Annotated in this window: 9 protein-coding genes, 2 tRNA genes and 2 rRNA genes; 9 read left to right on the forward strand and 4 right to left on the reverse strand. The window is 50.4% G+C overall.

Annotated features, from left to right (window positions below):
* Positions 1 to 91 precede the first annotated feature (91 nt).
* The gene (gene nrdD, locus QOS46_RS01610; protein ID WP_283606799.1) at positions 92 to 376 is read left to right on the forward strand and encodes an anaerobic ribonucleoside-triphosphate reductase; all 285 of its coding nucleotides are present in this window, start codon (positions 92 to 94) and stop codon (positions 374 to 376) included.
* Between the two features lie 344 nt (positions 377 to 720).
* Here the strand turns inward: nrdD and QOS46_RS01615 are convergent, their stop codons facing one another.
* The gene (locus QOS46_RS01615; RefSeq protein WP_283606800.1) at positions 721 to 1,263 is read right to left on the reverse strand and encodes a type II toxin-antitoxin system PemK/MazF family toxin; all 543 of its coding nucleotides are present in this window, start codon (positions 1,261 to 1,263) and stop codon (positions 721 to 723) included.
* Positions 1,264 to 1,602: 339 nt separating this feature from the next.
* On the opposite strand from QOS46_RS01615, the gene QOS46_RS01620 reads away from it, so the two are divergent.
* The 3 genes from QOS46_RS01620 (at position 1,603) to QOS46_RS01630 (ending at position 3,382) form a co-directional block, all read left to right on the forward strand.
* Positions 1,603 to 2,508, forward strand: a complete 906-nt coding sequence (locus tag QOS46_RS01620; protein ID WP_283606801.1) for a patatin-like phospholipase family protein — start codon at positions 1,603 to 1,605, stop codon at positions 2,506 to 2,508.
* A 225-nt stretch (positions 2,509 to 2,733) separates the two neighbouring features.
* Positions 2,734 to 2,964: a helix-turn-helix transcriptional regulator gene (locus QOS46_RS01625; protein WP_283606802.1), complete on the forward strand. Its 231-nt coding sequence runs from the start codon at positions 2,734 to 2,736 to the stop codon at positions 2,962 to 2,964.
* A complete protein-coding gene (locus QOS46_RS01630) occupies positions 2,951 to 3,382 on the forward strand; it encodes a DUF2178 domain-containing protein (protein WP_283606803.1) in 432 nt (143 codons plus the stop codon). Before QOS46_RS01625 ends, QOS46_RS01630 begins: the two co-directional genes overlap by 14 nt.
* Positions 3,383 to 3,498: 116 nt before the next feature.
* Here QOS46_RS01630 and trpS read toward each other — a convergent pair whose 3' ends face one another.
* Both trpS and QOS46_RS01640 read right to left on the reverse strand, forming a co-directional pair.
* Positions 3,499 to 4,512 carry a tryptophan--tRNA ligase gene (gene trpS, locus QOS46_RS01635; protein WP_283606804.1) on the reverse strand — a complete coding sequence of 338 codons (1,014 nt, stop codon included), beginning with the start codon at positions 4,510 to 4,512 and terminating at the stop codon, positions 3,499 to 3,501.
* 20 nt (positions 4,513 to 4,532) lie between these two features.
* Positions 4,533 to 5,726 carry an aminotransferase-like domain-containing protein gene (locus tag QOS46_RS01640; RefSeq protein WP_283606805.1) on the reverse strand — a complete coding sequence of 398 codons (1,194 nt, stop codon included), beginning with the start codon at positions 5,724 to 5,726 and terminating at the stop codon, positions 4,533 to 4,535.
* Positions 5,727 to 6,019: 293 nt separating this feature from the next.
* On the opposite strand from QOS46_RS01640, the gene QOS46_RS01645 reads away from it, so the two are divergent.
* Entirely contained in the window at positions 6,020 to 8,362 is a 2,343-nt protein-coding gene (locus QOS46_RS01645; RefSeq protein ID WP_283606806.1) for a SpoIIE family protein phosphatase, read from the forward strand.
* A gap of 139 nt (positions 8,363 to 8,501) precedes the next feature.
* On the opposite strand, the gene metA is transcribed toward QOS46_RS01645, so the two are convergent.
* Positions 8,502 to 9,422 (reverse strand): homoserine O-acetyltransferase MetA, encoded by a 921-nt coding sequence (gene metA / locus QOS46_RS01650; RefSeq protein ID WP_283606807.1) that lies wholly within the window; start codon positions 9,420 to 9,422, stop codon positions 8,502 to 8,504.
* 538 nt (positions 9,423 to 9,960) lie between these two features.
* On the opposite strand from metA, the gene QOS46_RS01655 reads away from it, so the two are divergent.
* The 4 genes from QOS46_RS01655 to QOS46_RS01670 all read left to right on the forward strand — a co-directional run bounded on the left by QOS46_RS01655 (position 9,961) and on the right by QOS46_RS01670 (position 14,966).
* Positions 9,961 to 11,479 (forward strand): 16S ribosomal RNA (locus QOS46_RS01655).
* A gap of 162 nt (positions 11,480 to 11,641) precedes the next feature.
* Positions 11,642 to 11,717, forward strand: a tRNA-Ala gene (locus tag QOS46_RS01660).
* A gap of 71 nt (positions 11,718 to 11,788) precedes the next feature.
* Positions 11,789 to 11,865 (forward strand) — tRNA-Ile (locus QOS46_RS01665).
* Between the two features lie 265 nt (positions 11,866 to 12,130).
* A 23S ribosomal RNA gene (locus QOS46_RS01670) occupies positions 12,131 to 14,966 on the forward strand.
* Together the 16S and 23S rRNA genes with 2 tRNA genes alongside form the textbook arrangement of a ribosomal RNA operon.
* Positions 14,967 to 14,975: the final 9 nt, after the last annotated feature.

Genomic DNA, 14,975 nt, shown 5'->3' on the forward strand with positions numbered 1-14,975 from the left:
GCATTTTGCGCACTATATATATGTTACGTGTTGACATTTCATACAAGATAGTGTATATTAAAGAAAAGGAATCCGATAAGGAGGGATCTGCATGAACGAGAACGTCATCGTTACCGGCGGGACATTAGATGAGAAGGAACTGATGAATTACATTCGTTATGTACACGAAAACAATCCGGGCCGGCACATTAAGTCTATGGAAGTAGAATTGGACGGAGAGTTTGTCAATTTAAAATATGAGCTTGAGCCGGTACCTTTTGATCGAATTCGTCGAATTACCGGTTATCTGGTGGGCGGTACAGACCGTTGGAACGACGCAAAGCTGGCGGAGCTGAACGACCGTGTGGTTCACGGCACGGGCAGGTCTTTCTTATAATTTTATGAATACCAAAAGAATTCTCCCACCGGCTATGCCGGTGGGAGAATTGCTTTTGGTATTCACTGTCGGCGGCTTGCCGTATCCGAAAAACAGATCGTTACCGCAACTGTTTTTCGAAGCTCAATACACTTTATGGATGCTTTTCTTTGAGAAATGAAAAGGGAGTCAACAGATTGTTGACTCCCTTTTCTAAAACACCCATGCAATCATGTTCCAAAAGCATCGCCCGAACCTTTTGGAACACATGGAATATTTTTATCAGACCCCCGCCAGAACGGGTCACTCCTGCAGAGCAGAAGTTTATGTATATGCCACAATAATAGCACGATTTTATCAGGCTGTCAATCCTTTTTACACAAATCCAGCTCAATTTTAATAGCTTCCATCACCTGTACCCACGGTGGGATTTTTGTGTCGATCGTGTCAATCCGATTACTCAGGCGATTCTTCGAAATACAGCGCATTTGCTCAATAAGAATGACTCCGCGCACGGGGCAATCCGGCTTCAGTCTGCGAATATAAATGTGGGTGGGCAGCTTTGCTTTTGTTTCGTCGGTAATCGGCGCCACAATTGTAGTGGGGCTGTGCAGGTTGCCCTTGTCGTTTTGCAGCACAATAGCAGGGCGGAACTTGTCCTGCTCAGAGCCAATGTTCCGGCCAAAGTTGCAGTGATAAATTTCTCCCTTTTTCACGACCAGAGAATTCGGTGTGTTCCGAAACTTGTACTTATACTTTTCTTCAAACCACAGTGCGTAATCGGTGACTTCGGTCAGCCATCGGGCGCTGTGATTTTTCAGCCTGTCGTCTTCGGTAATCATCTTCAAAAGACGCGAAAACGTATCCCTGATTTCCTGCATCCTCGCTTTTTCTGTGTCAGCCGGCACCAAAGCCCCCCCTTTATTTCTTCTTTCATATATATTACGACAACTTTTCATTCTAGTAAATATCTTTACGGATTATTCAGAGAAATTCTTTGAATATTTTTGGTGTTTTTTTATTTTCTATACGAAAAGATCTTTACAATAGAAGAACAGCCCAAATATTTTAGTAATCAGGAAAAATCTTCTCTTGCCGCTCATATCATTGAAGTAGAGTCAATCAATTGTCTCAGCATTCAACGGAAGACAATAAGCGGGCTTCTCTCAACCACAGGTGGGGAAGCAGTTTTATTTTAAAGTTGAATGTCTATGGCAGAAAATGAGCAGCAAACGGAGGGGCGGGACATGTCGTTTGGATTGGCGCTTTCGGGCGGAGGAATTCGCGGCGCGGCACATGTAGGGGTTCTTTTGGCTCTGGAGGAAGCGGGCATGGTGCCCGACTCCATAGCGGGTGCCAGCGCGGGCGGAATCGTGGCGGGGCTTTACGCGGCAGGGTACTCAGCGCACGAGCTGCGCGGGATTGTGCAGGAGCTGGCAGGAGGAGGTCGTTCTCTTCTGGACCCGGATTATTGGGGCCTAATTCGGACAGTACCACAACTGCTGACCGGTAGAGAGGTGAAGCTTTCCGGATTTTTAAAGGGCAATCGTTTGGAGGATTACCTGTGCGGATTGACGGGTGGGAAAATGATGCGTGATCTGAACATGCTCACGGTGATTCCCTGTGCGGATCTCAATTCCGGCCTGACAATCGCGTGTACCAGCCACCTGCGCGGCGTTCAGCAGTTGGAGCGCGTGCGCTGGAGCTCGGGCCTGCGCATTTGTGAGGTGCTGCGGGCTACCTCGGCGGTACCGGCGGTATTCCGGCCAAAACTGATCGGCGAGCTTTGCTTGGTGGACGGCGGCGTGACGGATATACTGCCGGTGAACCTGCTGATTGCTGCTGGGGAGCCGAACGTGCTGGCGGTAGACGTAGGGAAGGAGTACCGCATGCCTGAGCAGATCAATATTTGGGAAGTGCCTACTCACTCTTTGTCTGTTATGCAGGAACGCCTTCAGGAGTATGTGGCACACGGAGAGAAACTGCAACTGACACCGCACCTGCCGGATCACACCCGGCTGCTGGACTTTGGTAAAATGGAAGCCTGTATGGATGCCGGTTACGAAGAAACAAAACGCAGGCTGCCAGAAATTAAAAATCTGTTTTCCCCGTCCTACCCCGGCTCCCGGCGGGTGTTTCGTACCCGGCCTTAAGCAGCCGAGGCATTGTGTTTCTGTATAGAAAAAGTGTTCCGTTTATTGGCCTGACCGATCTTCTGTTCCTGAAAAATTCCCCGGTATTCCACACAGAGCCTTGCTCTGTGTGGAATACCGGGGGATTTTCTTTGAGGTACATTTTTATTGACAAATCCATTGTGGTATAGTAACATGAAGTTAACTTCACAAGAAGTAAGCTTCATGTTAAGGGAAAAGGAGATTATGAAAACAAGAGTGAAAGAATTGCGGGCAGCGGCTCAATTAACACAACAACAGTTGGCAGATTTGGTGCATGTTTCTTCCAGAACGATCATTTCGATTGAAAAAGAGCAGTATAGTCCTTCTCTGATGCTGGCGTACCGAATGGCCGAAGTGTTTGGAACGACAGTAGAGCATTTGTGTTGTTTAAAAGAAAACAAAGAATGGGAGGATATACAATATGAAGATTTATAATCGAAAGGGTCTTATTTGGGGGATCGTTTGGACGCTGTTGGCGGTCTTTAATCTAACTCATGAAATCATTTCACCAAATGATTTTTTGATGGGACAAATCAAAGACGTGTTGTTTTCCGTTGCGCTTCTCATCATTGGAATTGTGGGATTTGTTCGGGCCTTTTCCAAACAGGCGACCAGAGAGGACAAAGTCGAAGAGGCAGATGAACGAAACAGACTGGTCGCGTTAAAGAGCAAAGCACGAGCGTTTGATATTCTGCAGGCGTTCCTGCTAGTGGCTGTGGTGGTTTTTGCCGCTGCTTACAAGATTACCGGAAATATCGCGTGGATTCCCTTTCTGATTGCCGTTGCAGTCTTATGGAATATCAGCTTTTTGTTGGATATTATCGCAAGCATTTATTATGAAAAGCATAGTTAGAGATCACACAGAAACTGCATGAAATAGTTTCTAAAAATGGGAAGGGGTACCGCCGACATGACCGGCGGTACCCCTTCTTTTAAAATAAAACTATTCTTTCAATTTTACTGCGTGAATCAGAACTTTTTCGGCAAAAATCCGATCTTCTTCATCACCTTGCTCAGCGTGCGGACAGAAATTGCCAGCGCCTGCTGTGCGCCTTCGGTATAGCACTGTTCCAGGTAGGCCTTGTCGGCAATTAGGCGCTCATACTGCTCCTGCATTGGGCGCAGCTCCTCAATGACCGCCTCCGCTACGCGCAGCTTAAAGTCACCGTAGCCCTTGCCCTCGAACTCCGCTTCAATCTGCTCGTTCGTCAGGCCGGTAACGCTAGAGTAAATCCCCATCAGGTTGTTTACGCCGTCCTTGTCCGGGGCAAAGTGAACCCTGGCTTCGCTGTCGGTAATGGCACGTTTGAATTTGCGCACGATATCATCCGGCTTGTCGAGTACGGCTACATAGCCGTTGGCGTTCTCGTCGGATTTCGACATCTTGCGCGTCGGCTCCTGTAGTGACATGATGCGCGCACCGACTTTCGGAATATATGGTTCCGGTACGGTGAAGGTGGGGCTGTAAGCGCCGTTAAAGCGTTCGGCGATATTGCGGGCCAGCTCCAAGTGCTGCTTCTGGTCGGCACCGACCGGCACGAGGTTCGACTGGTACAGCAGAATATCCGCCGCCATCAGGCTGGGGTAGGTGAACAGTCCGGCATTGATGTTATCTGCGTGTTTGGCTGATTTATCTTTGAACTGCGTCATACGCGAAAGCTCACCGAACTGCGTGTAGCAGTTCAGAATCCAGGCCAGCTCCGCGTGGGTGTGAACGTGGCTCTGCAAAAAGAAGGGGTTTTTCTGCGGGTCGATTCCGCAGGCAAGAAAGAGGGCGTAGGCCTCCAGCGTGTGGCGGCGGAACGCGGCCGGGTCTTGGCGAACGGTAATGGTGTGCAGGTCAGCCAGTGCGAATACGCAGCGGTAATCCTCCTGCATCGTCACCCAGTTTTTAATCGCGCCCAGGTAGTTGCCCAGAGTAATGGTGCCGCTGGGTTGTACGGCGCTGAAAATAATCTGTTTCGGTTGGGTTTCTGTTTCCATATGAACGGGACTCCTATCTTTTATTTGGTGCGCAGCTCTTTGGCGAGCTGGCCCAATATTTCAATGCCTTTTGACAGCTGTTCGTTGGTGGGGGCGGTGTAATTGATGCGGAACGACTGGCACGGCTGGGTTTCATCCACCAAAAAGGCGTTGCCGGGCACAACGCAAACCTTGCGTTCCATCGCCTTGCGGCAGAAATCTATCATGTTAATATCGTCCGGCAGGCGGCACCACAAAAACAGACCGCCCTCAATCGGCTCCCAGGTGATGTTCGGGGCCAGGTAGCGTTCGGCCAGCTCCAGCAGCAGCTTTGCTTTTTCGCGGTAGACTCCGCGGATACGGTCAAGGTGCGCTGCAAAATCATAGCTGGTCAGCAGCTCCTCACAGATCAGCTGTGACCAGATGTTTGTGTGAACATCCTCACCCTGCTTGCAGACGACCATTTTCTGAACGATTGGCTTCGGCGCCAGCGTATAGCCAACGCGCATGCCAGGAGAAATCACCTTGGAGAAGGAGCCGGCGTAAATCACAAGACCATCCTCGTCCAGTGCCTTAATCGGTGCGATCTCTTCACCTGCAAAACGCAGGTCACCATAGGGGTTATCCTCCAGAATCAGCACGCCGAACCGCTTGGCCAGCTCATAAACACCACGGCGCTTTTCTGCGCTCATCGTAATGCCGGAGGGATTCTGGAAGTTTGGGATCGTATAAATGAACTTGGCTGTCGGTTCTTCGCGCAGGGCGCGCTCCAGCTCAACAAGATCGATGCCATCGGATTCCATCGGAACGCCGCGCAGGCGCACCTGATAGGAGCGGAAAGAATTCAGCGAGCCGATGAAGCTCGGCGCTTCGCAAATAACGACGTCTCCCGCATTGCACAAGGATTTTGTCGTCAGATCCATCACCTGCTGCGCTCCTGAGGTAATCAGCAGATCATCAAAATCACGTCCCGCGCCGTGCTTCTCTTTTAAATAAGAGGTAAGCGTCTGGCGCAGCGGAGGGTACCCTTCGGTCACATTATATTGTAATGCGTCGATTGGGCGCTGCTGAAAAATCCGCGAAGAGATTTCGCCGATTTCTTTTGCGGGGAATGCTTCCGGCGCGGGATTCCCGACGGAAAGGGAAATCATCCCGGGCGCAGTAGCCGATTTCAGAATTTCGCGAATGGCAGAGGGCTTTAGGGTTTGCACCCGGTCTGAGAATAAATACTCCATTACAAAGCGACCTTTCCGGCTAAAATCTTTGCAAATAGTCTAACACAAATTGGAAAAAGAATCAATTCTGCACACTTGGTTGAATCTACGGCAATATTTGCCAAAATAAAACAGCGCGTTATGACAATTCTGGATATATACGCTATGTATAATAGAAGGGCAAGCTAAAGAATGGTTTTCTTTGGAAAGGGATTTTTCTTGAAAAGGTTGTTTCTCTTCCGTCTTTGTCGGGGAAGAAATGAAGGGACTTTTGAAAGCAAAGATTATTTGAATGAAAATGGTGGTGCGGAAAGATGAAAGAAAAAGCTGTTGTGCGGCAGAGGCTGTCTGTTGGGGAATTGTTGGAAACACCTGTTGCGAGAAAGATTATGGTACAGGCTGCCTGCTTTGCGGTGGGGTTTGCCTGCTCACGGGCAATCGTGTTCGGCCGGTATGCTCCGTTTGGTGTGGCAGCGATTGCTGCAGTTCCATTTGGAGGAATGTGGGGAATGGTGCTGGGTGTGCTGCTCGGCTACCTTCTGCCGTCGAGTGCGCTGTTCCCGGTGCGGTATGTCGCCGCTCTGTTGGCCGCGGCTGCAATCCGGTGGACGCTCAATGATCTGGTCAAGCTGCGGATGCATCCGTTTTTTGCTCCGCTGATTTCATTTGCTCCGGTGCTGATGACGGGGCTGGCTATGGCGATCGTGAATGGTACAGATGCCGCGGGCATCGCGATGTATGTTGCCGAATCGATGCTGGCGGCCGGCGCTTCGTATTTTTTGGTAAGGGCGGGTACCCTGCTGCTGAAGGGGACAGGCCTTACCGCAATGAAAAGCCAGGATTTGGCCTGTGTAACCTTGTCGGCGGGAATTCTGGTGCTGGCGTTTTCCAGCATCACTCTGGGAGGCCTTTCTCTGGGGCATGTTCTGGCCGTACTCGGCATTCTGCTGGCGGCGCGCTACGGGGGAGTTACCGGGGGCAGCGTTACCGGAATCGGCGCGGGCGTTATTTTAAGCCTTTCCACCGCCGGGGTTAGCTATCTTTCGGGTGCATATGCTCTTGGCGGGCTGATGGCAGGCGTGTTTTCTCCGCTGGGGCGGCTCGTTTCCGCGTGTGCGTTTGTCATTTCGAACGCGGTGGCATCCTTGCAGGTCGGCAGCCGAGAATCGGTTATGACAGGTCTGTATGAAGTGATGGCCGCGAGCGTCATATATTTGGTCTGGCCCAAAGATGTGGGCAGCCGGCTTACCACTGTATTTGCCCGGCCGGCAGATCTGTTACATAGCGAGGGGCTGCGCCGCTCGGTGATCATGAAGTTGGATTATGCGTCGCAGGCTCTTGAGAGTATTTCGGATTCTGTGGAAGAAGTGTCACGCAGACTGGATAAGTTCAGCGCGCCGGACATCAACGCGGTTTACAATCGGGTCATTGACAATACCTGTGTTCGGTGCGGGCTGCGCGTTTACTGCTGGGAACGCAATTACGACGAAACCATGCGCGCGTTCGGTACTCTGACACAACTCCTGCGCAAAAACGGCAAAATAGCAAAAGATGATTTTCCGCAACAGTTTACCGACCACTGCAGCCATATGAGCGAGATCGTCGAAAACATCAACCGCCAATATGCGGAGTTTTTGACCCGCGAGGCGGCGGAGCGGCGTGTGGCGCAGATTCGCGGCGTTGTTGCCGATCAGTTCGACACCACCTCGCAGATGCTGAAAAATATGGCGGAGGAGCTGGAGCTGTTTGAGCGGTTCGATTTTACCGCCGCCCAGCGCGTCAGCGATGTGATGTCGCAGAGTGGCATTATCCCTATCGATGTCAGCTGCCGCGTGGACCGTTACGACCGCATGACGATCGAAGCCGAGGCCGCGCAGGTGGACAAGTCCCGTCTGAATAAGGCAGAGCTGACCCGGCATATTTCGCAGGCGTGCGGCCGTACCTTTGAAATGCCCTGCATCAGCTCGGCACAGGGAAAATGCAGAATGCAGATGAGCGAGCGCCCGGTGTACCGGGTGCAGAGCGGATTTTTCCAGCATGTAAGCGGAAACGGTCAGCTCTGCGGCGACAGTCAGGAATTCTTCCCCGACGGGAACGGCCGCCAGATCGCGATCATCAGCGATGGCATGGGGACCGGCGGCCGTGCGGCGGTGGACGGAGCAATGGCGGCTGGGATTATGGCAAAGCTTATCAAAGCCGGAATTGGATTTGACTGTGCGCTGAAAATTGTAAACTCGGCTCTTCTGGCCAAGTCTGGCGATGAATCACTCGCTACGCTCGATGTGGCCGCTGTCGATTTGTTTAATGGAAAAGTAGAGCTGATGAAAGCGGGGGCGACTGTCAGCATTCTGCGCAGGGATGGTCGAGCCGCCATTATTGATACACCCTCACTTCCTGTGGGAATTCTAACCGAAGCGAAATTTGCCAAAGAAACCGTGCGACTTTCCGCGGGTGATCTGCTGGTGCTGTTCTCAGACGGCGTAGTTGCCTCCGGCGACGACTGGGTGCGGGAAATGGTGACCGAATGGAAGGGCACGGTGCCGCAGGAGCTGGCGGAGCAGATCGTTTCTCAGGCGATCAAGCGCCGGGATGACGGGCACGACGACGACATTACCGTGCTGGTTCTCTCTTTAAATGAATTGAAAAAAGAACTCTGATCAATCCTTCATCTTTTGGAAGTGTGCGTATAGAGAAGTAATTTATCCTCAAATATGGCAACGAGAAACTCCGCTCAATCAAAACGATTGAGCGGAGTTTCTCGTTCTATTTTTATTCGCCGGTTATTCTGTAACCCCTTTATTCCGAAAGGTCTTTCAGATCATATGGGGTCTGCTGGTATACATAATAGTTCAGCCAGTTAGAAAACAGCAGGCTGGCTCCGCTTCTCCAGGTCAGCGGCGGCGTTTGGGAGGGATCGTTATCCGGAAAATAATGCTCCGGCAGATCAGGGTCAATGCCTTTATTCAGATCGCGAAAGTATTCGTTTGACAATGTTTCCCGGTCATATTCCGCATGGCCCGTCACAAAAAATTGTCGCCCGTTTTTGTTCGCGATGATATGTGCGCCCGCCTCATCGGAGTCGGAGAGGATCACCAGCTCGTCATGCTGTCTAATGTCCTCTCGGCGAACTTCCGTATTGCGGGAGTGCGGCGCGTAGTACACATCGTCAAATCCGCGGATCAGCGGATGCATGGGTGTCAACACACGGTGTTCAAAAATTCCAGAAAGTTTTTTTGGCAAGGTATATTTTGGAATCTGATAAAAATAATATAACGAAGCCTGAGCTCCCCAGCAGATTGTCAGGAGCGAATACACGTTTTTCCGGCTCCAGGCAAAAATATCGCAAAGCTCATTCCAATAATCCACATCTTCAAAGTCCATCAGTTCCACCGGCGCACCGGTAATGATCATTCCATCGAATTTATCATTTTTCAGTTCGTCAAATGTTTTATAAAAGGTATCGATGTGCGTGTAAGAGGTGTTTTTGGAAAAGTGGCTTGCCATATGCATCAGTTCAACATCCACCTGCAAGGGAGAGTTACCCAGCAAACGCAACAGCTGAGTTTCGGTTTCAATCTTGGTTGGCATCAGGTTCAGGATCACGATCTTCAGCGGACGAATATCCTGAGACATGGCGCGTTCATGAGTCATTATAAAGATGTTCTCAGATTCCAAGACTTCAATGGCCGGCAGTGATGTTTGAACTTTAATTGGCATAGCAAAAGCCTCCTTTTGTTAGAATGCTTTCCATTATAGCAAATCAGTCTCGATAGTTCAAGAATCGTTGCCGAAGGGAGTGTTCCAATTAAGAATTGAAAAAAAGTAAAAAAAAGTGAAAAAAACAGTTGACTTTGTTTTGTGAGCATGGTATTATAGCTAAGCCGTCGAGAGACGGGGACGAAAATTCGATAAGATGAACGAAAGTTTTCAAATTCGAAATTGCGTGTTCGTCAGTAATGACGAAAAAATGTCGAAAAAAAGAAAAGAAATGCTTGACAAGCGAAATTCGCTGTGATATAATACGAAGCATCTCTTCCGAAAAAATTCGACAGAGACAGGACCTTGAAAATTAAACAACGAGAAAGACAAGAAGGAACCCGTAATTTTTGAGAGAAAGCTTCTTGAAAAAGAAGTGAGTACTTCCGGATAAGAGTTCTCAGAACTCTATAAAAACTGAGAAACGCGAAAGCGTACTAATTGAGCAGATAAAATGCTCTAAAATAGATTAGATTGACTTCGGTCATTTTAATACAATATTTTAGAGAGTTTGATCCTGGCTCAGGACGAACGCTGGCGGCATGCCTAACACATGCAAGTCGAACGGAGTAAGAGAGAAGCTTGCTTAGCTCTTACTTAGTGGCGGACGGGTGAGTAACGCGTGAGTAACCTGCCTTTCAGAGGGGGATAACGTTCTGAAAAGAACGCTAATACCGCATAATATATCGGTGCTGCATGGTACTGATATCAAAGGAGCAATCCGCTGAAAGATGGACTCGCGTCCGATTAGCCAGTTGGCGGGGTAAAGGCCCACCAAAGCGACGATCGGTAGCCGGGTTGAGAGACTGAACGGCCACATTGGGACTGAGACACGGCCCAGACTCCTACGGGAGGCAGCAGTGGGGGATATTGCACAATGGAGGAAACTCTGATGCAGCAATGCCGCGTGAGGGAAGACGGTCTTCGGATTGTAAACCTCTGTCCTTGGTGAAGATAATGACGGTAGCCAAGGAGGAAGCTCCGGCTAACTACGTGCCAGCAGCCGCGGTAATACGTAGGGAGCAAGCGTTGTCCGGATTTACTGGGTGTAAAGGGTGCGTAGGCGGCTTTTTAAGTCGGGCGTGAAAGCTGTGGGCTTAACCCACAAATTGCGTTCGAAACTGGAAGGCTTGAGTGAAGTAGAGGTAGGCGGAATTCCCGGTGTAGCGGTGAAATGCGTAGAGATCGGGAGGAACACCAGTGGCGAAGGCGGCCTACTGGGCTTTAACTGACGCTGAGGCACGAAAGCATGGGTAGCAAACAGGATTAGATACCCTGGTAGTCCATGCCGTAAACGATGATTACTAGGTGTGGGGGGTCTGACCCCTTCCGTGCCGGAGTTAACACAATAAGTAATCCACCTGGGGAGTACGGCCGCAAGGTTGAAACTCAAAGGAATTGACGGGGGCCCGCACAAGCAGTGGAGTATGTGGTTTAATTCGAAGCAACGCGAAGAACCTTACCAGGTCTTGACATCCAACTAACGAGGCAGAGATGCATTAGGTGCCCTTCGGGGAAAGTTGAGACAGGTGGTGCATGGTTGTCGTCAGCTCGTGTCGTGAGATGTTGGGTTAAGTCCCGCAACGAGCGCAACCCTTGTGATTAGTTGCTACGAAAGAGCACTCTAATCAGACTGCCGTTGACAAAACGGAGGAAGGTGGGGACGACGTCAAATCATCATGCCCCTTATGACCTGGGCTACACACGTACTACAATGGTCGTTAACAGAGGGAAGCCAAGCCGCGAGGTGGAGCAAACCCCCAAAAACGATCTCAGTTCGGATTGTAGGCTGCAACCCGCCTACATGAAGTTGGAATTGCTAGTAATCGCGGATCAGCATGCCGCGGTGAATACGTTCCCGGGCCTTGTACACACCGCCCGTCACACCATGGGAGCCGGTAATACCCGAAGCCAATAGTCTAACCGCAAGGAGGACGTTGTCGAAGGTAGGATTGGCGACTGGGGTGAAGTCGTAACAAGGTAGCCGTATCGGAAGGTGCGGCTGGATCACCTCCTTTCTATGGAGACTTGATGGAGCTAAGGCTTCGTCAGACATCCAAGGTCAGGATTACGGAACCTAGTCTACTATCGTTGTTTAATTTTGAAGGCCCTGAAAAGGGACTTCAGGAAATGAAAGAAATCGAAACAGCAGAACGAAGCCTTAGTGTTCAATAGAATATGGGGGTGTAGCTCAGCTGGGAGAGCACCTGCTTTGCAAGCAGGGGGTCATCGGTTCGATTCCGTTCATCTCCACCACCAGGCTAAGCCTGGCACAAAAACGGGTGACAGAGGCAAGCGAGAAGCCGACGGCCTCTAGCCGAAGATATGGGCTCATAGCTCAGCTGGTTAGAGCACACGCCTGATAAGCGTGAGGTCGGTGGTTCGAGTCCACTTGAGCCCACCACCAAGCTACGCTTGGAAACAACTGCATAATGCAGGGCACAACGGCAGTTTGGTTGTGAACGCGACTGCGAGGAATTTTTCTCGGAATCGACGATCGCGACTAAAAAGTGCACGAGTGCACCGGACATTGAAAACTGAATAAAGAAAAGAAGCAGATAAAGCGAGAAAAATTGTTTTTTATCTAAATCTACAATTTACCAAACAATGCAGTTCTATCGAGTTCAGGACTGTATTGTATAGAACAAAGCAAGAACCAAGAATCACATGGTCAAGCTACAAAGAGCGCAAGGGGAATGCCTTGGCACTGAGAGCCGATGAAGGACGCGACTAACTGCGATAAGCTATGGGGAGCCGTAAGTGGGCATTGATCCATAGATTTCCGAATGGAGCAATCCGGCTGGAGTCATGTCCAGTCACTGCATGATGAATACATAGTCATGCAGGGGGAACCGCCTGAACTGAAACATCTAAGTAGGGCGAGGAAAAGACATCAACAGAGATTCCGCTAGTAGTGGCGAGCGAACGCGGAAGAGGCCAAACCGAGGGTAGCAATACCCTCGGGGTTCGGACAGCAACATGTACGACAAGAAATAGCAGAATGGCATGGGAAGGCCAACGAAACAGTGTGAGAGTCACGTATGCGAAATTTTGAGTCGGCTAGCTGTATCCAGAGTACCGCCGGACACGTGAAACCCGGTGGGAACATGGGGGGACCACCCTCCAAGCCTAAATACTACTCAGTGACCGATAGCGAAAAGTACTGTGAAGGAAAGGTGAAAAGAACCCCGGGAGGGGAGTGAAATAGAACCTGAAACCTTGTGCTTACAAGCACCGAGAGCCCGTCAATGGGTGATCGGGTACCTATTGTAGAATGGTCCGGCGAGTGAGTATAACTGGCAAGGTTAAGGACTTAAGGTCCGGAGCCGCAGCGAAAGCGAGTCTGAAACGGGCGCGTGAAGTCAGTTGTATTCGACCCGAAACCGGGTGACCTACCCATGTCCAGGTTGAAGTGGAGGTAAAACTCCATGGAGGACCGAACCGACTCCTGTTGAAATAGTAGCGGATGAGGTGTGGGTAGCGGAGAAATTCCAATCGAACCCGGAGATAGCTGGTTCTCTCCGAAATAGCTTTAGGGCTAGCCTCGTATTAGATTACTGGAGGTAAAGCACTGAATGGGCTAGGGGCCGAAAGGTTACTGAACCCTATCAAACTCAGAATGCCAGATAATTGATGTACGGGAGTCAGACAGTGTGAGATAAGTTTCATTGTCAAAAGGGAAAGAGCCCAGACCCACAGCTAAGGTCCCTAAATACGGTTAAGTGGAGAAGGATGTGGGGGTGCACAGACAACCAGGATGTTGGCTTAGAAGCAGCCATTCATTAAAAGAGTGCGTAATAGCTCACTGGTCGAGTGCCCCTGCGCCGAAAATTTAACGGGGCTAAATCGTATACCGAAGCTTGGGATAACACGTAAGTGTTATGGTAGGAGAGCGTTGTGTAAGGGGTGAAGTCAGAGCGGAAGCGCTGGTGGACTTTACACAAGTGAGAATGCCGGAATGAGTAGCGAGAAATATGTGAGAATCATATTGGCCGAAAGTCTAAGGTTTTTGGAGGAAGGTTCGTCCGCTCCAAGTAAGCCGGGAGCTAAGGTGAGGCCGAAAGGCGTAGCCGATGCACATACGGTGGATATTCCGTAGCCGCCAAAAGATTTAAGCAAGAGGACACCTTGAAAGGGCATAACCCAGGCGTTGGTTGACCTGGGCGTAAGGGACCGAAATTAGAGTAGGGAAGTATGCTTGGACGAGGGCGAGAAAAGTCTTGTGTATATCTAAGGCGCCCGTACCGCAAACCGACACAGGTAGACAGGAAGAGAATTCTAAGGCCAACGGGAGAAGGGTAGTTAAGGAACTCGGCAAATTGACCCCGTAACTTAGGGAAAAGGGGTGCCACAGCAATGTGGCCGCAGAGAATAGGCCCAGGCAACTGTTTAGCAAAAACACAGGTTTCTGCCAAATCGAAAGATGAAGTATAGGAGCTGACACCTGCCCGGTGCTGGAAGGTTAAGAGGAGATGTGCAAGCATTGAATTGAAGCCCCAGTAAACGGCGGCCGTAACTATAACGGTCCTAAGGTAGCGAAATTCCTTGTCGGGTAAGTTCCGACCCGCACGAATGGTGTAATGATCTGGGCACTGTCTCAATTACCCGCCCGGCGAAATTGTAGTACCGGTGAAGATGCCGGTTACCCGCGACAAGACGGAAAGACCCCATGGAGCTTTACTGCAGCTTAATATTGGGTTTTGATCATTTATGTACAGGATAGGCGGGAGACTAGGAAGCCGCGGCGCCAGCCGTGGTGGAGTCATCCTTGGGATACCGCTCTTAGATGGTTGAAATTCTAACCTGCGGCCGTGAATCCGGCCGGGGGACATTGTTAGGCGGGCAGTTTGACTGGGGCGGTCGCCTCCTAAAAGGTAACGGAGGCGCTCAAAGGTTAGCTCAGCACGGACGGAAACCGTGCCTCTGAGTGTAAACGCGTAAGCTAGCCTAACTGCGAGGATGACAATCCGAGCAGTAACGAAAGTTGGAGTTAGTGATCCGGCGGTATGAGAGTGGAATTGCCGTCGCTCAACGGATAAAAGCTACCCTGGGGATAACAGGCTGATCTCCCCCAAGAGTCCACATCGACGGGGAGGTTTGGCACCTCGATGTCGGCTCATCACATCCTGGGGCTGTATTCGGTCCCAAGGGTTCGGCTGTTCGCCGATTAAAGTGGTACGCGAGCTGGGTTCAGAACGTCGTGAGACAGTTCGGTCCCTATCTGTCGTGGGCGCAGGATATTTGAGGAGAGCTGTCCTTAGTACGAGAGGACCGGGATGGACGCACCTCTGGCGCACCAGTTGTCATGCCAATGGCACAGCTGGGCAACTAAGTGCGGATCGGATAAACGCTGAAAGCATCTAAGCGTGAAGCCGACTCCAAGATAAGATATCCCATAGCGTAAGCTAGTAAGACCCCTTGAAGACTACAAGGTTGATAGGCTGCGTGTGTAAGTGTAGTAATGCATTTAGCTTGGCAGTACTAATCGGTCGAGGGCTTGACCATTAATCTTGG

The sequence above is a fragment of the Faecalispora anaeroviscerum genome, from assembly GCF_947568225.1.
Taxonomy (GTDB): domain Bacteria; phylum Bacillota; class Clostridia; order Oscillospirales; family Acutalibacteraceae; genus Faecalispora; species Faecalispora anaeroviscerum.